Raw genomic sequence first — 20141 nt, forward strand, 5'->3', positions numbered from 1 at the left:
CCCGATCAGCCAACGGCTTCCGCAACGCGGGGCATCGGGCCCGATGGACTATTCGATCGTCACCGCGAGGCGGCCTATCAGAGCCGCGACCTCGTCCAGGCGCGCCGAATCGGGCGTCTCGACCGCACGCGCCAGACAGGCGATGCATTCATCGTCGCTGAGCTCGGGAAGGTCGGCCGGCAGAATCGAGGGAGCCAGGTGGGGGCGGTCGATCTGGATGTCGGGCATTGGAATCAGCTCCGTAAGGGTCCGGCCCGGCAAAGCTCGATTCGAATTAAGTCGATTTGGCGCCGCCCGGATGACCGCGGTGGCGCTGCCACACACATCTGCTTGAACGCGATTCTGCAGAGGACTTGAGCGCGGATCATCCTGAACGATCACCCGAACCGCATCGCGCGCCACATCAGGACGCAGCATCAAATCATTCAATTTATTGATGAATTTGGCTCCCCGGGCTGGATTCGAACCAGCGACCATCCGATTAACAGTCGGATGCTCTACCGCTGAGCTACCGAGGAAAGCAGCGAACCGACGTTCGCGCGCGGCTGCGTATAACAAAGCCGCTTGCGCTTGCAAAGGACGAATTCGTCATCTTCCGCAACGCGTCGAGGAAGGAGCCGACGGCCCTCCCCGGGCCTGCGTCAAGCTGGTCTATTCGGCGACGAACGAGGTGGTCTTGGTGCCGGAATCGTAACGCAGCCGAAGCGCGGTGAACTTGCAGAGGTTGACGTTCTTCCAGAGCACGGACTCGTCATAGTTCTGCCAGTCGACGCGGATGTTCCACACACAGCCCTCGTCGTCCTCGTCGAACTCGACATAGGTGCTGGCCTGATTCTGCAAAACCTTGTCGAGCTCGTTGTCCCATTCGTCCAGGCCGTCGTCCGGCGCATTGAAGCCCAGGAACTTGATGGCATAGCCGGTCTCGTTGACGACGGTGACATTGCGGGAGTCAGCGGCGAACGAGGGCGTAGCGGCAGCCGCGAGGCCGACCGCGAACAGAGCAGACAGAAAAGACTTCATATTGAAATTCTCCCGATCGAAACAGGCTCCGGTGCCTGGCGTCGATCGGCGCAGGCGCCGCGGCAACACATGACGTTGCCTCGAAGGGTCAGTCCGGAGCGTGATCGAGAAGCACAACACGCCGTCGATCAGCGCTCCGGTTCGTTGCACGACGCGAGACGTGCAACGCGCCGGGTCATAGCGATTCGAATTCTCCGCAGCAATGAATGGGCATTCATGGATCGAGGCATTTGTCGTCTCCGCGAGCTGCAGGCAGCGCAGCGCGCGAACATGACGCTGCGATCTCGCGGCGCATGTCGCCCGAGCTTTGCTTGGTCTCGACACCCTCGGATGTCAGAGGGCGCAGGGAAGACCGGGTGCCGGCCGGGCACCCACGGTCCACTGTGCGAAGGTTGCGCTACGAGAGGCTGCACAGCGGCATACAGGTGAAGCCAAACATCCGGCCTTCCCTGCGCAGTGGTTTGACGGCTTATGCCGGGCTCTCCCCGGGGAGCGATGCACTATTGCCCCCGTCGCCTTGCGGCTGCCGATGCACGCGCCCGGTCGGGCGTCACACATCACCGCAACGCTTGACGCCAGCCTGCGGGCGCCAGGACCACACGGTTTTGCCGTACGCAGATCGCACCGGTCGTGTGCGCAATGGCCTTCGCTCACGGTTGCCCGCCCTGCGATGCCTGTCGCGCCGATGCCGCCTGCGTCCACCGCAGCCCACCCCACGTTTCGTGACGATCGCGATAGCCCCTCTGACCGGGGTGAGGTGAGGCACGAATACGCCAAAGCCGAATTTCGGTAAAGTGGAATATTTTCGTACGGTGAGATTGACCCGCGACTTGTGTGTTTTGCCCGTCGGGCAACACAAGGTATCGTAGGTCCGTAGCGTGGATTAGCGAAGCGTAATCCACCAATTCCGCCGCTGCGGAGACTCAAGCGGTGGATTACGCCCCGCGCCTGCGCTTCGCACAGCCGCAGGGCTAATCCGCCCTACCGACCGTCACGGCCGCCGGCACACCAGGTCGATCTCGATCAGCGCGTCATAGGCAAGTCCGGTGACGCCGACGCAGGTACGGGCTGGCAAGCGATCCTGCGGGAAGTACGTCCGGTAGGTCTCGTTCATCGCCGTGTAGTCGTCCTTGAAGCGCGTCAGGTAGATCCGCGTCATCACGACGTGCTCGAGGCCGAGATCGAGACCGGCCAACACGACTTTCAGGTTCTCCATCACCGCGCTGGTCTGCGCGACGATGCCATCAGGCAGCACGCCTGGCGTTTGCGGCGTGTCCGGCATCTGGCCGGTGACGAAGACGAAGCCGTCGGTCTCGACGGCGTGGCTGAAGGGCGCGACCGGCTTCGGTCCGCCGCTGATCATGTGGAATTTCACTCGAGCTGTCCTTGGGTTTAGGAGGCGTCCTGGTGGAACAGGCGCTTGCTGATGATCGCGTGCACGCCCCAATTGCCGTCGACCACCTGGGTGACGCCGAAATCGACCGCGGCCGACATCAGCGCGATCGCCTCGTCCTCGCTGAGCCCCTTCACGTTCATCAGGAAGCGGCGCATCTTGCGGAAGGCATCCTTCATGGCGAGGTCGAGCGAGGATTTTGCGTAGACCTCGCTCTGGCCCTGCGCGCCGAACTCGGCGAGGTAGTTGGGATGGCTGAAGCCGGTCAGCACCCAATCGGTCTCCGTCTCGATCAGGGGATAGGACAGATCGGCGAAGGGCCGGCCGGCGAGATCGGCCTTCTTGTGCAGGATCACCTCGAACGTGCCCGTCATCGAGCATTCGATCGCGGTGCCGCTCAATTCGCCGTCACCCTGGGTGGCGTGGGGATCGCCGACCGATAACAGCGCACCGGGGACCGAAACCGGAAGATAGACAGTCGCCCCCTTCCCCAGCCGCCAATTGTCGAGATTGCCGCCGAAATAGGATGGCGGCACGGAGTCGATGAAATCGACCTCGCGCGGCGCCACCGCGATCACGCCGAAATGCGGACGCAGGGGAATGCGGATGCCGTCGAGCACGTCGTGGCGGCGCTTCACCGTGCCGGGCAGGACGGGAATCCCGGGATAGTCGTAAGTGGCGTGCACGACGCCGGACGGATCGGTCTGCGGCTCCCAGCGGTAGGAATAGAGTGCACGGGCGTGCGGCGCGACCGCATCGTCGAAGATCTCGTAGATCGTCACGACCTCGCGCGGCTTTGGCCCTGCGAGAAACTCGCCGTAGTGATAACCCCACCAGGCCGCGACGGAGGAGCCGAACACGCGGCCTGAATGTTGCGGATGACGGCTCGCGCGCGGCACGATGTCGAGGATGCGCACCTCCAGCACGTCACCAGGCTGGGCATCCTTCACCGCCACCGGCCCCGTGCAGATATGCACGCCAAAGCCTTCGCCGGCGCCGCGGCCGAACACGCTGGCGTCCATCGGTCCGGCGCCGCGGCGATCCACGTTCTTCCTCGCCCTGGTCCAGCCGAACACGCTTTCGGCGGCGGCGTCGCCCGCAATCATCAGCTCGGGGTCGTCGGAGGCGTGCTGGGTCAGCGTTTCGATGGTGATGGTATCGCCCGATGCGATCTCGAGCTGCGGCTGCAGCGAGCGGCTGAAATAGCCCCAGTGAACACGGCTCGCCTCGATCGGAAGATGGTGGTGCTTGCGTTCCGCCGTCCTCGGCTCGTCGGAGCCGGCGCGCAAGACATCGCCGCGCGCCTCCGCGCCCGCCTGATGCGCGCGAAGCTGCGCCAGTGCGTCCTGCGGCCAGCCGCGCTGACCGGCCACGCCGTGTTGCACCGTCGCCCGCTCCGCCTCCTGCTGGCGAAATTCGCGCGGCGGCAGGCCGAAGCGATGGCGGAAGGCCCGACTGAAATGCGCGGAATCCCCAAAGCCGTATGCGTAGGCGATCTCCGAGATCGAGCGATGCGCTTCACTCGGGTTCGACAGGTCCGCCCAGGCGCGCTGAAGCCGGCGCTCCCGAACGTAATGGGTGAAATTGTCGCCGACCGTCTCGAACAGCTTCTGCAAGTAACGCTCGGAGATTCCTTCGGCCTGCGCGACGCGCGCCGGCACCAATTCGGGATCGTCGAGCCGGCGCTCGATGGTCTGGCAGATCCGGTGCAGCAGCGCGGCCTGGGTCGCGCTGGACCCTGCGTCGGAGGTCGAGGCCGCCAGTTGATGCGCGAGTGTCAAAAGCAGATCGACGAGAGAGTGCGCGACCGAATTCCACTCGGCATCACTCAAACTGTCGAGCGAGCGCGCGGTCGCGTCCAGCAGACGCGCGAACACGTCGGCGAAGCCGCTCGGCGGGACAACGCGGGGCTCGCCGAGACGCGGCCTGCCCGAGAGCCGGCCGCGCAGCGCTTCCGAGGTCACCGACAGCACGATCGCGCGCATGTCGCGCTGGAACACAATGCTCCAGTCGCCGCTCCGCGGCAGCAGCGCGAGATGGCCGACGGGAACGATGCGATGACCGCCGGCGCTTTTGAGCACCATGCCGTCCTCGACCGGCATCAAAGCGATCGGAAGGTCTTCGACCGATTGCGAGAGCGGACCGATGGTCTGCGCGCCCGCCGCCATTCGCGTCAATGCGATGCCGGCGGCATGACGATGCGATGCCGTCGCGTGTCCGTCGAGAAAGGAATGACCGGTAGCCGGTTGCAGGCCGACCGCCGCCAGCACGTCCCGCCAGGCTTCAGGGCGGTCGTCTTGCGCGTAGGACTCGCTTGTGAAGGGGCGGAAGCTCATTGGATCGACCCAGGTTGCGGTGGATCGAAGCAACCTCTGTGCCAGACGCACGCGATCGTCCGTCGCAGCGACGGGGCGCAGATGAGGTTCGCTGGTCACGTGTTCATCCGGGAAATGGGCTGCCCTTCAAAGTGTTAGGACCCAGTGCGCTGCGTAGCCTGTAAGGATCGGGCTGCGGACTAGTCGCATCGGAAAATGTTCTTGCGGATCGTGCCGTGGACGCCCCAATTGGCGTCGACGACCTGGGTGACGCCGAAATCGGCGCCGACCGACAGCAGCGAAATCGCCTCGTCTTCGCTCAGGCCGTGCACGGTCATCAGGAACCGCCTGAGCTTGCGGAACGCATCGCGCATCGCACGGTCGAGGCTGCTGTGATTGGCAATCTCGGTTTGTGCCCCGGCGCCGAGGGCGGCGAGATAGTTCGGATAGGTGAAGCCGTAGAACGACCAGGCCTGATCGGTCTCGAGCATGGGATGGTCGAGGCCTTCGAGACTGGTGCCGGCCAGATCGGCCTTCTTGTGCAGGACGAATTCGAAGTCGCCAGTCAGCGAGGTCTCGATCGCGGTGCCGCCGAGCTCGCTGTCGCCCTGGGCGGCATGGGGATCGCCGACCGAGAAATAGGCGCCGGGGACCGCGACCGGATAGAACATCCGCGCGCCCTTGCCGATGCGCCAGTCGTCGATGTTGCCGCCGGTATAGCTCGGCGGAATCGAGCTGACGAAATCGGCCTCCGACGGCGCGAGGCCCATGGTGCCGAAATGCAGACGGGCCGGCACCTTCACACTGGAGAGAATGTTCTCGCGCTTGGTGATGGTGGCGTGATCGACGCGGACCCCTGGATAGTCGATGGTCGGATGCACGATGCCATCAGGGTCGGTCTGCGGGGTCCAGACGTAGTTGTAGACGGCCTTGGCGTAGGGCTCGCCCGAGGTGTCGAGCTCGAAGATGGTGACGACCTCGCGCGGCTTCGGCTCCTCGATCAGATCGTGGTAGTGAAAGCCCCAGTTGGCCGCGACGTTGGAGCCGAAGCAGCGGCCGGCATGGCAGGCGCTGCAGCTCGGCCGCGGCCGGACGTCGAGAATGCGCACTTCGAGGATGTCGCCGGGCTCGGCGCCTTCGATCGCAACCGGACCGGTGAGCAGATGCACGCCGATCCCCTCGCCTGCGCCGCGGATGAACGGGCCTTCCGTTGGGCCCGAGCCGCGCCGCGCGACGGCTTTGTGCTCGCGGGTCCACTGGAACACGCTCTCGGCGCCGGGATCGCCCGCGATCATGCGCTCGTAATCATCGTTGGCGTGATGGGTCAGGGTCTCGATGGTGGCGCGATCGCCCGAGCGCAGCGTCAGGGCCGGAGCGACCTTCTTGGAGAAATAGCCCCAGTGGACGGTCTTCGGCGAAACCGGCAGCGTGAAATGCTTCATGAGGTGGCCTCTTCGGGAAACGCGGTCTTGAACCTTGTGGGCGCGGCGCTCATCGCACCGCCTCCGGAGCCTTGTCGGCCTCCATGACGCTGAGGAAACGTGCCGTCAGCGGATTGCGGGGATTGGTGAGCACCTCGTGCGCCGGCCCTTCCTCGATGATCTTGCCGCCGCTCAGGAACGCGACGCGGTCGGCGACCTCGTCGGCAAAGCGGATCTGGTGGGTCGAGATGATCATGGTGAGGCCGTCGTCGATGGCCAGGCGCCGGATCACCTCCAGCACCTCGTTGACGAGCTCGGGATCGAGCGCCGAGGTCGGCTCGTCCAGCAACAGCACGCTCGGGTTAGGCGCGAGCGCGCGGGCAATTGCGACACGCTGCTGCTGGCCGCCGGAGAGATGCCGCGGCAGCGCGTCGGCACGATGCGTCAGGCCGACGCGCTCCAGCAATTCGGCTGCGCGGCGGTCGGCATCGATGCGGGTCATGCCATGGACCCAGCGCAAGGGACCGGCGATGTTCTCCTTGGCCGAGAGATGGGCGAACAGATTGAACTGCTGGAACACCATGCCGACGCCGACGGTGGCCCGCTCGTTGGCGATCGCGCGCGGCGACAGCAGCTTGCCGTCGTCGTCGAAACCGAGTCGGCGGCCGCCGACGCGAACGGTGCCTCCGTCCCAGCTTTCGAGATGATTGATGCAGCGAAGCAGCGTGCTCTTGCCGGAGCCGCTGGGCCCGAGCAGCGCCACGACCTCGCCGACGCGCACGGTCAGATCGAGGCCGCCGAGCACCTTTTGCGTGCCGTAGCTCTTGGTGAGATCCCTGGCTTCGACCGCGATGTTGTTGCGCGCGATCGTCACGGCGCGCCGGGTGCGCTCCTCGCGGGTCAGTGCCAGCGGCGGCGTGTCGGCAGGCTCGGCCTGCACGGGTTGGGGATCGGCGACGGTCGCTTCAGCGAGTTCGAGCTTGGTGGCGAGGTCGACGCGGCGCCACGGCAGGTAATCGGCCAGCTTGCGCTGGCGGCCTTTGGCGCGGTCGAGATCGAGCAGCCATTCGACGAACAGCTGGATGACGCTGATCGCAAAGGTCAGCACGAGATAGAGCAGACCCGAGGCGAAGAAGATCGAGAAGAAGTCGAAGGTCGAGGACGCCAGCTGGGTCGAACGCAGCGTCAGCTCCTGGACCGCGACGACGGAGGCCAGCGAGGAATTCTTCAGCGCGCTGACGGCCTCGTTGCCGAAGGCCGGGATCATGGTGCGGATCGCCTGCGGCGCGATCACCCGCCACATCAAGATTCGCGGCGTCATGCCGAGCGCCTGGCCAGCCGTCACCTGCCCGCGATCGACGCCGAGCACGCCGGCGCGCAGCATCTCGGCGATGAACGGCGCCTCGTTGCAGGCGAGCGCGAGGCCGGCGGCCAGCACCGCCGGCAACTTGATGCCGATATGCGGCAGCGCGTCGTAGGCGAACACCATCTGCAGGATCAGCGGCGTGCCGCGAAAGATCACGGTGTAGGCCCTGGCGATCGCCGCCAGGATCCAGAAGCGCGAGAGCTGCATGCCGGCGAGGATCAATCCGAGGATCAATCCGCCGCCGAGCCCGAGGGCAGTCACCTCGAGGGTGAGCTCGATGCCCTCGAGCAGGTAGGGCATGCTGAGATAGTGGAAGAACAGCGACATCAGTCGGCAGTCCTCGAAGCGGGATCAGATTCGGTCGAAGGCGATGACAATGGTCACCTCCCCCCGTCGGGGAGAGGTGAACCGCGCTCTAGTCGGCCGTCAGGATGTCAGGCTCCTTGAAGTTGTTCACGTCGAGCCCGTGCTTCTTCAGAAGCTCCATGTGCGTGCCGGCCTTCTGCACCTCGATCAGCGCGGCGAGCACGGCGTCGCGGAATTTCGGCTTGTCCTTCGGCACGGCGATGCCGACCGAATACGGGATCGTCACCGCGATCGCCTTCTCCAGCTTGTCCGGATAGGCCTTCACCGCGCTGTCGACGGTGTTGACGTCGTTGATGTAGGTGTCGGCCCGGCCGGCGAGGATCGCCTGGATGCAGTTGGCGTTGTTGTCATAGAGCTGGATGGTCGGCTCGGGTTTGCCGGCCTTCTTGCACTCGGGGATCAGCGCCTGGATCAGAGGCACTTCGACATAGCCGGTGTTTTCGGCCGCGGCCGTTCCGCACATCGACATGTTGATGCCGGTGATGCCCTTCGGGTTGCCCTTGGCGACAAGGACGCCGTCGAACACCTTCGAGTAGGTGATGAAGTCGGCCGCCTTGGCGCGCTCCTTGGTGGCATAGATGTCGGAGATGACGATGTCGGCCTGGCCCGCGGCCAGCGTGGTCAGGAGTGCGGCGAACGTCACCGGCTTGTAGGTCAGCTTGAAGCCGAGGCATTCGCCGATGGCTTCACCGAGATCGATGTCGAAGCCGATATATTTGCTGGGGTCCTTCGGATCGATCGTCTCGTAGCCCGGCGTGTGCGGGTTGATGGCGTTGACGAGCGTCTTGCCCTTCCAGTCCGGATATTTGGCCTGGAGCGCGGCGCAGGCGGCGGGTGCCGCAGCCTGCGCGCTCAGCGGTGCTGCGGCTGTGAGGCCGACAGCGATGGTGGCGCCGAGTGCGACCTTGCGCCACGGCAATGCGCGCGACATCCCCCGCTGCGCCTGCGGAAATACCCGTCTCTCCATCTCCAGCTCCTTCGATTGTCATGGCAACGGCCATGTTCCAGATCTCGGAAGCGAGCCTAGGTGGAGAGCGGACCGGAAAGCTTGTCCGCGGGCGTACAAAAAATTGGATGGAGGGAGCCCGTCATTTGGGCAGGCGGCTGCCCAAAAACTGTTCGGACATGAGGGGCGCCGCGGCAAGCGATTCCGAATTCGGAGGAATCAAATAGTTCAATGCACCGCAATCATCCGCACGATGAGCGAACCATTTGGTGTGACCATTGAACGGAGATATGACGGCCCAAGGGCAGACCTGCGCCTGGCATTCGAAACAGATACTCGTCGTCCACAGCCTGTCCGCAGCATATCCACAGGCTGACTATGCCGGATTCGCGAGCCGGCGCGAGCCACTTGCTGCGCACAAACCCACAGACCCGCCATGTCAGCCGCCGGCCTGGTCGAACACACTGCGGCAAGCCTCGCTCAAGCTTGAGCGGTTACGGCGCAGGCAGGCAGTGATGGCGCGGACGTTGGGGATTTCGCCGGCGCAGAGCCGGTAGACATCGGGCGTGCAGGCCCGGCGCTGCTCGGCCGTGCCCTGAGCGTGAGCGGCGGAGGCAAACAGCGTCAGGAACAGCCCGACCGTCGAGGCGCGGCGCGCCCGGCTTTTCACACCCGCAAACCGCAAGAACCTTGCCTTCATGACCGCTCTCCCGTCCGCCCTGCCCGGCCTCCATTGGCCGGTGCACGAAGGGGTTAAGAGAAATAAACCGCTGAGAATGTGATCTCATTCACACGGGCCGCCGGCCCCGCCTGACTAGGGTTCCATCGGGGATTTGCCGGAAATCTTTAGAGATCGCTAACCAAGCGGGACCTGATCGCCGGATCGTTAAAATGCAAACGATCGGCTCAATCGGGAAACAAACCGGCTTTGCGACATTGCGCCATCCGCGTTCCGGAGGGTGTGATGAGCGAAGCCGAATTCAATTTGCTGCTGGATGCCGTTCAGGACGCCATGGTCTACGAAGATTTGGTCCATGACGATCTGGCGTTCGCGCCGGAGGAGGAATTCGTGCCCCGCTCGTGGAGCTTCGTCGCGACGCCCAAGGCCGCCAATGACAACGAGGGCGCCTGGCCCCTGCTGCCGTTTCCGGACGGCTGGTACGCGGCCTGCTGAGGCCGCTTCACCGTAAACGAATGCGCCCGCCTCGCGGGCGGTACAACCTATGCCATGCCCTTCGCAGGCGCCGGCGCGATCAGGTCTTGACGCGCTCCTCGCCGTCCTGCGGCGCCCGGTCAGGCTCGGCCGGCGGAAAGATGCTGTCATAGATCGCACGGGCCTCGCGAATGAGGCGCGCCCGCTCCAGCTCGGATTTCGGGACAAATCGGACGATGTCGCCCACGTGCTCTCCAGCGCTCGGGTGATGGGGACTGCATCACTTCGCAGATGCGAACTCTATGCCAGCGAGCCTGAATCGGAGGTTTCCGGCAAGCCCCGGGCAAACCCGGTGGCGGCCATGCGGCAAGCCAAGCCCGCGCGCGCCGCGAAACTCACGACTGCGCCAAATTATGCTGGAATATCAGAGGATTGCGATGGAGGCCACGACCAGAATTGAACTGGTGTACACGGTTTTGCAGACCGTTGCGTAACCACTCCGCCACGTGGCCCCGTAAGGGCGGAGCATTATAGGGGATGAAGGCTTTAGGCAACCGCCTTCGTCTGATTTCGGCGCCCGAGCGGACCGCGCCTGGTCACTCCACAGGACGTTTGTGGATGAACGCCATCAGCACCGTCTTGAATGGCGCCGGCGTGCAGTGCTGGATCGCCAGGAAGAGCGAATAGAACAGCTTCGATCCGAAATAGTAGGCCGGCTCCGCGTCCCACGGAATGACGTAGAGATCGTAGCGGGAGGCCGGAAAGTGCTGCCTGAAGGCGCTCGTCGAGTTCAGGTGGTACACGGCTGGAAAGACGTCCTTCTCCTCCCGCGCGTCCTGGGCCGAGCGAATGATGCGGGCATGCAGGCTGTCCGGGATCAGCCGGTTGCCGAGGGCGATATATCCGTGGCGATTTGGCGTGCGCGCGCAGATCCAGCCGCCGGGCTTGAGCACGCGGTCGAGCTCGCGCGCCGCCATGGCGGGATCCTGGATGTGCTCGAACACGAAATCCGAGACGACGACGTCGATCGACTGATCCGGGATCGGAAGCTCACCGTCGGGCGTGATCACGAACGCGCGGTCGAGCGCCTCGTTGGTTATGACGACGGGATCGACGTCCACCCCGATGAGATCGCGCACCCGCCCCTTCAGCGACAACAGGCCACGCCGGTACGAGACGAGGTCCTCGCTCTGCTTGGCGCCGCGCCCGGCGCCGAAATCGAGCACGACCGACTGAGGGCCGATCAAAGCGCCGACCCGCTGCCAGAACTGAACCGTGCCGTCGACCCGCGAGAACCCGCCCGCCGCAATCTCCGGAGAGAAGTGCGTTCCAACCGCGTCAGCCATCTGGCCCCACCAGTCGATACGACGCGCCGCATGCGCACCGTTCACTGCGTGACGGTTCTGTAATCGGCTTTGTTGACAGAAATGATACGCCGGCGATCAGCCCGCCGGCCCCGTGCCGGCGAGATAGCGCTGGAGGACATCCTCGATCGCGCCGGCCGCGGCAATACGGCCCTCCTGCAGCAGGATCGCGCGGTTGCAGGTGCTCCTGATCAGATCGACGTCGTGCGAGGCCAGCACGAGGATGCCGGCGCGTGCGACGATCTCGTCGAGCCGCTGCCGCGCTTTCTTCCGGAACTGCTGGTCGCCGACGCCGATCCATTCGTCGAGCAGCACGATCTCGCCCTCGACCGCGGTCGCGACGGCGAAGATCAGGCGCAGCATCATGCCGCTGGAATAGGTGCGCAACGGCAGGTCGAGCCGGTCGCCGAGTTCGGTGAACTCGGCGATTTCCGCGCGCCGCGCGTCGATCTCGGCGCGACGCGCGCCGATCACGAGCCCGCGCCGCATGATGTTCTCGTAACCGGTCGCTTCCTCGTCGATGCCGGCCGACAGATCGAACAGCGACAGGCAGCGGCCGAGCACGTCCACGCTGCCCGCGGTCGGATGGTAGATGCCGGCGAGAACCCGCAGCAAGGTGGTCTTGCCGGCGCCATTGCCGCCTATGATGGCGAGGCGGTCGCCTGCGCGGATGTCGAGGCTGACGTCGTTCAGGGCGCTGATGATGTGCGGGACCGTCGCCTTGCGCCGCCGCGTCACCTCGCTGACGAACCGGCTGCGCAGCGAGCGGTCGCGGAACGACAGCACCGGAAAGGTCACCGAGACGTTGCGCAGGACGATGTGGGCAGCAGGGCTCATGCGCGCCTCACAGCCAATACGCCACGCGGTGGCGGTAGCGCGCGTAGCAGCCAAGGCCGATGGCACAAGCGACCGCCGCATAGAACACTCCGAGCAGCCATTGCTCCGCGTCGGTCGGCAGCGACAGCAGCGGCCTGCGCACGAGATCGAGCAGGGTCGCGAATGGATTGGCCCGGATCAGCCAGTGAAATGCGGTGCCGCGCACGGCGTCCTCGGTCCAGATGATCGGCGTCAGGAAGAAGATGAATTGCAGGCCGCTGACGATGGCCGACCCGATGTCGCGGAAGCGCGCGCAGAGCATGCCGAGCGCGACCGAGCCGCCGAGGAGAACGGCGAGCAGGATCGCAAAGCCGGGCACCGCGAGCAGCATGTCCCAGTGCAGCGGCCATGGCATCACGACGTAGAGCAGGACCACGATCACCAGATGATGGGCGAAGATCAGCACGTTGCGCGCGATCATCTGCAGGACATGCACGATCAGCGGCGCCGGCACCGCCTTGATCAGGTGGCCGGAGGCCACGAAAATGCCGGAGCCTTCCTGGAGCGTGGTTGCGATCAGGGTCCAGACGATCAGGCCGACCGCGAACAGCGGCAGGAAGCCGGCGATGTTCTGCTTGAACAGGGTGGCATAGACCGTGCCTACACTGGCGATCGTCGCGGCCAATGTCAGCGTGATCCAGAGCGGGCCGATCACGGTGCGCCGGTAACGCAGCGAAATGTCCATCAGCGCGAGCGTGCCCCACCGGTCGGGCCGCGTCACCTGTGCGAGGATTTCATTCACTGCGAGCTGAATACGACTGCCCATTCCGCTCCCGGCATTCCGATACCGCGACAGGATAGCAGATCGCGGGCGTTTTGGCCGACGCTCTCTATCGGCCCGCTCCAAGCAGGGCAATCAACCGTAGGGCTGATGTGGGCTGAAGTCAGGCCCGCTTCTTGCCCCGCCGGACCCCGCGGCGACGGTCCTTCACCGGCGGCTTCGGCGCCAATTCCGGCATTTCCGCCTGGACCTCGCGGTAACGGGTCAGCATCCGTTCAAAACTGGCGTTCAGAGTCTGCGCGATGTCGGGGCGCTTCTCGAGACCTGCCAGGATCGCTGCGGCCGCCTCGATGGTGGAGAGCCCGTCCTTGCGCGGCTCCTTGCGCAGGCGTCCGTACCGAGAGGGATGCGCCGGATTGAGGATCACGCGCTGGCATTTCAGCATCCAGGGATTGCGCCACCACAACGCCTTGGCCTGGCTCCAGGTGCCGTCGAGCAGCACCACGCCTTCCAGCTTGCCGAGAAGCGCGCGCTGGTTGTCCGCGACCTCGCCCTTGCGGTTGAGCGCCACGATCTCGCCTTCAGCCTCGAGGTCTGCGGCACGCGCCGAGCCGAGATAGAGCACGGCCCAATGCGAGGCGTTCTCGATCGGCTGCCCCAGCGCTTTGGACAGGCTCGGCCAGGACAGGCCGACCCGCAACGTCGCCTTGGCGAAATGCCGGGCCAACAGCCGCGCGGTGCCGAGCGCCCTGTCCTGCTCCTGCGGATGCTGGAGGATCAGGAGCCCGAGGCGGCTCTTTTCGATCGGGATGACACTGTCGCAGATGCACAGCGGCATCGGCTTCTGGCAGTGCGGGCATTCGGGGATCGGCTCGGCCGGCGCGGCGGCGGTGGGGTTCGACATGGTCGCCGCTATACGCTTTGGACGGCGGTTCAACAACCTATTCCGCCGGCGCGGCGAGCGGCCGGGGCTCGGAGCGGCGGCGCAGCCGGTCGATCAGGAGATAGATCACGGGCGTGGTGTAGAGCGTCAGGATCTGCGAGACGAACAGGCCGCCGATGATGGTGATGCCGAGCGGCCGGCGCAGCTCCGTGCCGGGGCCGGTCGCAATCACCAGCGGGATGCCCGCGAACAACGCCGCCATGGTCGTCATCAGGATCGGGCGGAAGCGCGCCTGGCAGGCCTCGAAGATCGCCTCCGCCGAGGACAGGCCGCGCTGGCGCTCGGCATCGAGCGCGAAGTCGACCATCATGATGCCGTTCTTCTTGACGATGCCGATCAAGAGGATGATGCCGACGAAGGCGATCACCGTCAGCGGCGTGTTGGTGATCTGCAGCGCCAGCAGCGCGCCGAGGCCGGCTGATGGCAGCGTCGAGATGATCGTAAGCGGATGGGCGAGGCTCTCATAGAGCACGCCGAGCACGATATACATCGCCACCAGCGCGCCGAGGATCAGCAGCGGCTGGCGGCCGCTGGTCTTGGCGAAATCGCCGGCATTGCCGTCAAAACTGCCACGGATGCCCTCGGGCATGTGCAATTCCTCCACCGCGCGCTGCACATTCTGGGTCGCGGTCTGGAGCGGCACGTCCGGCAGCAGGTTGAACGACACAGTGGTCGAGGGGAACGACTGCGAATGATAGACCGCGAGCGCGGCAAGCCCGCGCGTCACACGCACCACGGCCGACAGCGGCACCTGCACGTCGCCCGCCCCGGCGACATAGATGCGGTCGAGATTGGAGGGATCGACCTGGAATTTCGGGTCGATCTCCAGCACCGTCATGTACTGGTTGCGCTGGGTGTAGATGATCGAGATCTGACGCTGCGAGAACGCGTTGTTCAGCGCATTGTCGATGTCCTGGACGCGGACACCGAGCGCCGAGGCCTTCTGGCGGTCGATGGACAAGGTCAGCTGAAGTCCGCCGGGATCTCGATCGCTGGAGACGTCGGTGATGCCCTCGACGCTTTCCATGCGCTTGGCCACGATCGGAGCCCACTTCTGGAGCAGGCCAAGGTCGGTGCTGGACAGCGTGTACTGGTAGTCGGAATCGCTCTGCCGACCGCCGGCGCGCACATCCTGGGCGGCAAACATGAAAAGGCGGATGCCGGGCACCGGGAACAGTGCGCGCCGCAGGCGATCGATCACGACCTGCGTCGAAACGTGATCGCGCTCCTCCGGTGGTTTCAGGCTGATGAACATAGTGCCGCGGTTCGAGGTCGCGCCGCCCGGCCCGCCTCCGCCGCCGACCGTCGAGCCGATGCCGGCCACCGCCGGATCCTGCATGACGATGTCGGCGAGCCGCTGCTGAAGGCTGAGCATGGACTGGAACGAGATGTCCGCGGAGGCGCGCGTCGCGCCGATGACGAAGCCGGAATCGTCGGTCGGAAAATAGCCCTTGGGCACCTTGATGTAGAGCATCACCGTCAGCCCGATCGTGGCGAAGAACACCAGCAGCGTCAGCAGCGGGAAATCCAGCACGCTATGCAGGGTGCGGGCATAGAATGCGACGATTCGCGACAGCGAGCCCTCGATGATGCGATCGAACAGCGTCGCCGTGCCGGACGTGGTTTGCCGGATGTAATGGGCACAGATCATCGGCGTCACCGTCAGCGACACCAGCGTCGACACCACGATCGCGAAGGTCAGCGTCAGCGAAAACTCGCGCAGCAGACGGCCGACAATGCCGTCCATGAAGATCAACGGCGTGAACGCCGCGATCAGCGACAGGCTGATCGAGACCACGGTGAAGCCGATCTGCCGGGCCCCCTCGACCGCCGCCTGGAACGGCCGCATGCCGTGCTCGAGATTGCGGTACATGTTCTCGATCATGACGATGGCGTCGTCGACCACGAAACCGACCGAGATCGCCAGCGCCATCAGCGACAGATTGTCGATCGAGAAGCCTGCGACCCACATGCCGGCGCAGGTGCCGGCCAGGGCCAGCGGCACCGAGATGCCCGCCGCGATCGTCGGCGTGAGCCGCCGCAGGAACACGAACACGACGACCATCACCAGGATGGCGGTGGCGAGCAGCGTCCACTGCATGTCCATCACGCTGGCGCGGATCGTGCTGGTGCGGTCGACCAGGGTGGAGACGTCCACGCCGGCCGGAATCCACTGCTTCAGCTCGGGGATCAGCGCCTTCACCCGGTCGACGGTATCGATGACGTTGGCGTCGCCCTGCTTTGTGATCTGGATCAGCACTGCCGGCTGCTTGTTGAACCACGCGATCGAACGGGCATTGCGGACGCCATCCTCGATCTCGGCGACGTCGGACAGCCGCAAGAAACTGCCGTTCGCGCTCTTGATGATGATGTCCCGGAATTCCTTGGCCGTGCGCATCTGCTTGTTCAGCGACAGCGTCTCACTCTGGCGCCCGCCGTTGAAGATGCCGACGGGGCCGAGCGGATTGGCGTTGATGATGGCAGTCCGGACGTCGTCGGTGGCAATGCCGGCGTTCGACAGCGCCACAGGATTGAGCTGAATCCGCACCGCCGGCTGGTCCGCGCCGCTGATCGTCACGTTGCCGACGCCGGGGACCTGGGAGATGCGCTGGGCCAGCACGGTGTCGGCGACATCGTAGATCGCGCTCGCAGCAAGGGTCTTCGAGGTCAGCGCCAATACGAAGACGGGCGCACCGGCGGTGTTGGCCTTGCGGAAGCGCGGCAGCGCCGGCAGGTCGCTTGGCAGGTCGACCAGCGATGCGTTGATCGCGGCCTGCACGTCGCGCGCGGCCTTGTCGATGTTGCGGCCGATGTCGAACTGGAGCTGGATATTGGTCGTGCCCAGCGACGAAGTCGAGGTGATCTGGTTGATGCCCGAGATCTCGCCCAGCCGCCGCTCCAACGGAGAAGCCACGGTCGCCGCCATCACGGACGGATCGGCGCCCGGCCGGCTGGCCGAGACGAAGATGGCGGGAAAATCGACGTTCGGGACCGAGGCGACGGGAAGGAAATCGTAGGCCACGACACCCAGCAGGAACAACCCGATCGACAGCAGCGTGGTCGCCACCGGCCTGCGGATGAAGGGCTCCGAGATCGATGCCATCACTGCATCCCCTCGGTGGCGCCGGCGACCGGCGGGCCTCCGGGCTCGACCGGCGGCAGCGCGCGCTCGAGGCGGCGGTTGATGCGGTCGAGCGCGAGGTAGATCACGGGCGTCGTGTAGAGCGTCAGCAACTGGCTCAGCAACAGGCCGCCGATGATGGAGATGCCGAGCGGAAAGCGCAGCTCGGCACCGGTGCCGCTTTCGATCGCCAGCGGCAGCGCGCCGAACAGCGCGGCCAGGGTCGTCATCATGATCGGGCGGAAGCGCAAGAGGCAGGCCTGCACGATGGCCTCCTGCGGCGACATGCCCTTCCCGCGCTCGGCTTCCAGCGCGAAGTCGATCATCATGATCGCATTCTTCTTGACGATGCCCATCAGCAGGATGATGCCGATCAGGCCGATCACCGAGAGATCCTGCCCGCACAGCATCAGCGCCAGGATGGCGCCGACGCCGGCGGAGGGCAGCGTCGAGAGGATCGTGATCGGGTGGATGTAGCTCTCATAGAGCACGCCGAGCACGATGTAGATCGTGATCACGGCGGCGAGCAGCAGCCAGGGCTGTCCCGCAAGTGCCTTGGCGAATTCGGCAGCGTCGCCGGAATAGACGCCGAGGATGCTGTTGGGCATCTCGATACGGGTTTCGATGGTCTTGACCGCCTCGACGGCGTCGCCGAGGGCTGCGCCCGGCGCCAGGTTGAAGCTGAGCGAGATCGCGGGGAATTGCGCCTGGTGCGAGATCGCCAGTGGCGCGGTGGTGCGCTTCAGCGTCGCCACGGCCGACAGTGGCACCTGCGCGTTCGGCGTGCCGGCGGTGGTGCTCGCACCACCCGGCAGATACAATTTGGACAGGATAGAGGGATCGCGCTGGTACATCGGCAGCGCCTCCAGCACCACGCGGTACTGGTTGGCCTGGCCGTAGATGGTCGAAATCTGACGCTGCGCGAAGGCGTCGTTCAGCGTGTCGGTGATGGCCTGCAGGCTGACGCCGAGCTGTCCGGCGCGGGTGCGGTCGACATCGAGCTGCGCGCGCAGGCCGCCTTCCTGCGCCTCCGAGGAGACGTCGCGGAACAGGGGATCGCGCCGCATCTCCGCCACCAGCTTGCGCGCCCATTCCGAAACCAGGGCCGCATCCGTTCCGGTCAGCGTGTACTGGTATTGCGAGCGGCTCGACTGGGTCGAGATCTGCACGTCCTGCACCGGCTGGAAGTAGACGGTCATGCCGGGGATGCCGGATACCCGCTCCTTCAGCCGGATCACGACCGCGCTGACATCGTCGCGCCGCTCGCCGCGCGGCTTCAGCGACATGACGAGCCGGCCGACATTGGTGGTCGGGTTGACCGAGCCCGCCCCGATCACCGACACCACGCCGGTCACATCAGGATCGGCCTTGATGGCATCGGCGACCTCGGTCTGCCTCTTCTGCATCTCCGCAAACGACACGTCGGGCCCCGCCTCCGTCACCGCCGTGATCGAGGCGGTGTCCTGGAGCGGCAGAAAGCCTTTTGGCGCGACGACGTAGAGAACGAGGGTTGCGACCAGCGTGGCAAAGGTCACGAGCAGCGTGGCGCGCTGGCGTTCCAGCACCCACAACAGCGTCCGGTGGTAGAATTCGACGGTGCGGTCGATGAAGCGGCTGACGGCCGCCAATCCCGGCACCGCGAATTCCTCATGCGCGTGCTTGAGCAGACGCGAGCACATCATCGGCGTCAGCGTCAGCGAGACCACGGCCGAGGTCACGACCGCAATGGTCAGCGTCAGCGCGAATTCGCGAAACATGCGCCCGACGAGGCCCGACATGAACAGGAGCGGGATGAAGACCGCGATCAGCGACACCGTCAGCGAGATCACGGTGAAGCCGATCTCGCTGGCGCCCTTCAGCGAGGCCTCCATCGCGCTGTCGCCGTTCTCCATGTGACGGACGATGTTCTCGATCATGACGATGGCGTCGTCGACGACGAAGCCGGTGCCGATGGTGAGTGCCATCAGCGACAGATTGTCGAGGCTGAAGCCGGCGAAATACATGATGCCGAAGCTCGTGATCAGCGACAGTGGCAGCGCCACGCCGGCGATCAGCGTGGCCCGCAGCGAGCGCAGGAACAGCAGCACCACCAGCGTCACCAGCACGACGCTGAGAATCAGCGTGAACTGCACGTCGTGGACCGAGGCACGGATGGTGACGGTGCGGTCGGAGACGATGGTGAGGTTGACGCCGGCCGGAATGGCGCGCTGGACCTTCGGGATCTCGGCGCGGATCTGGCTGACGACGTCGATGACATTGGCGCCGGGTTGGCGCTGGATGTCGATGATGACGGCCGGCGTGCCCTGGTACCAGCCGCCGGTGCGGTCGTTCTCGAGTCCGTCGACGATCTGCGCGACGTCGGCGATCGTCACCGGCGAGCCGTTGCGGTAGGCGATGATAACAGGCTTGTAGGCGTCGGCGGCGGCGATCTGGTCGTTGGCCGCGATGATGTAGGCCTGCTGCGCGCCGTCGAGCGAGCCCTTCGGCCCGGAAACGTTGGCATTGGCGATGGCAGTGCGCAAATCCTCCATGGCAATGCCGTAGGCAGCCAGCCGCGCGAGATCCGCCTGGATGCGGACGGCCGGCTTCAGCCCGCCGAGCACGGAGACCCGCCCCACCCCGGAGATCTGGCTCAGCCGCTGCGCCAGCAGCGTATCGGCGATGTCGCTCATCGCCCGCAGCGAGATCGTGTCGGAGCGTAGCGCCAGCGTCATCACCGGCGCGTCGGCCGGGTTCACCTTGGCGTAGGTCGGCGGATAAGGCAGCGTCTTGGGCAGCACGCCGGCGGCCGCATTGATCGCGGCCTGAACGTCCTGGGTCGCGCCGTCGATGTCGCGATTGAGGTCGAACTGCAGGGAGATCTGGCTGACGCCGAACGAGCTCGTCGAGTTCATCGCCGACAGCGATGGGATCTGCCCAAGCTGCCGCTCCAGCGGCGCGGTGATCAACGAGGCGATCACGTCGGGGCTCGCGCCTGGAAGCTGCGTCGTCACCTGCACGGTCGGGAAATCGACCTGCGGCAGCGCGGAGACCGGCAGCGAGAAATAGCCGAGCGCGCCGCCGATCAGAAGCGCGATGCCGAGCAGCGAGGTCGCGATCGGGCGGCGGATGAAGGGTTCGGAGACGCCCATGAGTT

At 65.4% G+C, this 20141-nt stretch carries 15 protein-coding genes, 2 tRNA genes and 1 pseudogene; 1 reads left to right on the forward strand and 17 read right to left on the reverse strand.

All coding sequences use genetic code 11. The features are described from left to right. Positions 1–48: 48 nt before the first annotated feature. The 9 genes from FNV92_RS18855 to FNV92_RS18895 all read right to left on the reverse strand — a co-directional run bounded on the left by FNV92_RS18855 (position 49) and on the right by FNV92_RS18895 (position 9527). On the reverse strand, positions 49–477 hold the full coding sequence (locus tag FNV92_RS18855) for a hypothetical protein (RefSeq protein ID WP_143845130.1): 429 nt from the start codon (positions 475–477) through the stop codon (positions 49–51). Further along, a tRNA-Asn gene (locus FNV92_RS18860) sits at positions 444–518 on the reverse strand. The genes FNV92_RS18855 and FNV92_RS18860 overlap by 34 nt, the downstream gene beginning before the upstream one ends. Before the next feature lie 133 nt (positions 519–651). Beyond that, on the reverse strand, positions 652–1020 hold the full coding sequence (locus FNV92_RS18865) for a hypothetical protein (RefSeq protein ID WP_143845128.1): 369 nt from the start codon (positions 1018–1020) through the stop codon (positions 652–654). A gap of 991 nt (positions 1021–2011) precedes the next feature. Further along, the gene (locus tag FNV92_RS18870; protein WP_143845126.1) at positions 2012–2395 is read right to left on the reverse strand and encodes a RidA family protein; all 384 of its coding nucleotides are present in this window, start codon (positions 2393–2395) and stop codon (positions 2012–2014) included. A gap of 17 nt (positions 2396–2412) precedes the next feature. Then, on the reverse strand, positions 2413–4749 hold the full coding sequence (locus tag FNV92_RS18875; RefSeq protein ID WP_168213823.1) for an acetamidase/formamidase family protein: 2337 nt from the start codon (positions 4747–4749) through the stop codon (positions 2413–2415). A 179-nt stretch (positions 4750–4928) separates the two neighbouring features. Continuing rightward, the gene (locus FNV92_RS18880) at positions 4929–6170 is read right to left on the reverse strand and encodes an acetamidase/formamidase family protein (RefSeq protein WP_143845122.1); all 1242 of its coding nucleotides are present in this window, start codon (positions 6168–6170) and stop codon (positions 4929–4931) included. A 49-nt stretch (positions 6171–6219) separates the two neighbouring features. Continuing rightward, a complete protein-coding gene (locus FNV92_RS18885; RefSeq protein WP_143845120.1) occupies positions 6220–7842 on the reverse strand; it encodes an amino acid ABC transporter permease/ATP-binding protein in 1623 nt (540 codons plus the stop codon). Between the two features lie 88 nt (positions 7843–7930). Beyond that, on the reverse strand, positions 7931–8812 hold the full coding sequence (locus tag FNV92_RS18890; protein WP_416377760.1) for an ABC transporter substrate-binding protein: 882 nt from the start codon (positions 8810–8812) through the stop codon (positions 7931–7933). A 454-nt stretch (positions 8813–9266) separates the two neighbouring features. Then, positions 9267–9527, reverse strand: coding sequence for a hypothetical protein (locus tag FNV92_RS18895; RefSeq protein WP_015686208.1), 261 nt, complete (start codon positions 9525–9527; stop codon positions 9267–9269). A 264-nt stretch (positions 9528–9791) separates the two neighbouring features. Between FNV92_RS18895 and FNV92_RS18900 the strand changes: the two genes are divergently transcribed. After that, positions 9792–10001, forward strand: a complete 210-nt coding sequence (locus tag FNV92_RS18900) for a hypothetical protein (RefSeq protein ID WP_015686209.1) — start codon at positions 9792–9794, stop codon at positions 9999–10001. Between the two features lie 79 nt (positions 10002–10080). Here the strand turns inward: FNV92_RS18900 and FNV92_RS18905 are convergent, their stop codons facing one another. The 8 genes and pseudogenes from FNV92_RS18905 to FNV92_RS18940 all read right to left on the reverse strand — a co-directional run bounded on the left by FNV92_RS18905 (position 10081) and on the right by FNV92_RS18940 (position 20136). Then, a complete protein-coding gene (locus FNV92_RS18905; RefSeq protein ID WP_015686210.1) occupies positions 10081–10227 on the reverse strand; it encodes a hypothetical protein in 147 nt (48 codons plus the stop codon). A gap of 191 nt (positions 10228–10418) precedes the next feature. Next, a tRNA-Cys gene (locus FNV92_RS18910) sits at positions 10419–10492 on the reverse strand. A gap of 84 nt (positions 10493–10576) precedes the next feature. Beyond that, positions 10577–11326, reverse strand: coding sequence for a class I SAM-dependent methyltransferase (locus FNV92_RS18915; protein ID WP_143845118.1), 750 nt, complete (start codon positions 11324–11326; stop codon positions 10577–10579). 96 nt (positions 11327–11422) lie between these two features. Then, positions 11423–12025 (reverse strand): annotated as a pseudogene (locus FNV92_RS18920) (ABC transporter ATP-binding protein); the annotation flags it as partial. A gap of 163 nt (positions 12026–12188) precedes the next feature. Beyond that, positions 12189–12986, reverse strand: a complete 798-nt coding sequence (locus FNV92_RS18925; RefSeq protein WP_015686213.1) for an ABC transporter permease — start codon at positions 12984–12986, stop codon at positions 12189–12191. Between the two features lie 118 nt (positions 12987–13104). Beyond that, positions 13105–13845 (reverse strand): tRNA-uridine aminocarboxypropyltransferase, encoded by a 741-nt coding sequence (locus FNV92_RS18930; RefSeq protein ID WP_143845114.1) that lies wholly within the window; start codon positions 13843–13845, stop codon positions 13105–13107. 37 nt (positions 13846–13882) lie between these two features. Beyond that, the gene (locus tag FNV92_RS18935; RefSeq protein ID WP_143845112.1) at positions 13883–16987 is read right to left on the reverse strand and encodes an efflux RND transporter permease subunit; all 3105 of its coding nucleotides are present in this window, start codon (positions 16985–16987) and stop codon (positions 13883–13885) included. Beyond that, positions 16987–20136 (reverse strand): efflux RND transporter permease subunit, encoded by a 3150-nt coding sequence (locus FNV92_RS18940; RefSeq protein ID WP_143845110.1) that lies wholly within the window; start codon positions 20134–20136, stop codon positions 16987–16989. The genes FNV92_RS18935 and FNV92_RS18940 overlap by 1 nt, the downstream gene beginning before the upstream one ends. Positions 20137–20141 lie beyond the last annotated feature (5 nt).

This window comes from Bradyrhizobium cosmicum (assembly GCF_007290395.2).
Classification (GTDB): domain Bacteria; phylum Pseudomonadota; class Alphaproteobacteria; order Rhizobiales; family Xanthobacteraceae; genus Bradyrhizobium; species Bradyrhizobium cosmicum.